The 480-nt window shown below is 64.8% G+C and carries 1 protein-coding gene; it reads right to left on the reverse strand.

The genetic code is table 11. From position 1 onward, the window contains the following. Positions 1-480 (reverse strand): hypothetical protein (locus AACY08_RS29205; RefSeq protein WP_339472561.1); only part of this gene is annotated, 480 nt, incomplete at both ends.

Here is a 480-nt window from a genome sequence, read left to right on the forward strand (position 1 = left end):
ACGAGCAGTGATGTCGAACCCGGCGTCTCCTTGCTTCGTTGTTGAAACGCCCGTCTGAGGACGGCTGCATCCCATTGTGAAGGCTCGCCGAGCATAGGCGCGAGCCGCCTGATATCGGCCCGGTAGCGCCGGATCGTCTCATCGGTCGCGCCGCGGTGTTGCTTGAGCCATGCCAGATATGCCGCCATGTGCGGGTTATCGTCCACCACCGGTTCGACCGATGGGATGACGCCCCGACCCCGCAGAAACTCGACGAAGTGCCGAGCGCAGCGCCGCCGCCGCTTGGTGCCCGTGGCGACCAGCTTGCCCCGCTTGCGCCAGACCGTGCAACGGCAATCATGCACGGCGTACTGGTCGATGATCGTGTCGTCGATATCGGCCCACCGTCGTCGCGCAATGCGAAGCCAGGCCACGACATGCTCGGCCTCGGATCGATAGGACTGCGCCGGTCCCTGCGCGAGTTGCAGACTATTGATCGCG

The organism is Pseudomonas sp. EL_65y_Pfl1_R83 (genome assembly GCF_963970695.1).
Taxonomy (GTDB): Bacteria; Pseudomonadota; Gammaproteobacteria; order Pseudomonadales; family Pseudomonadaceae; genus Aquipseudomonas; species Aquipseudomonas tritici.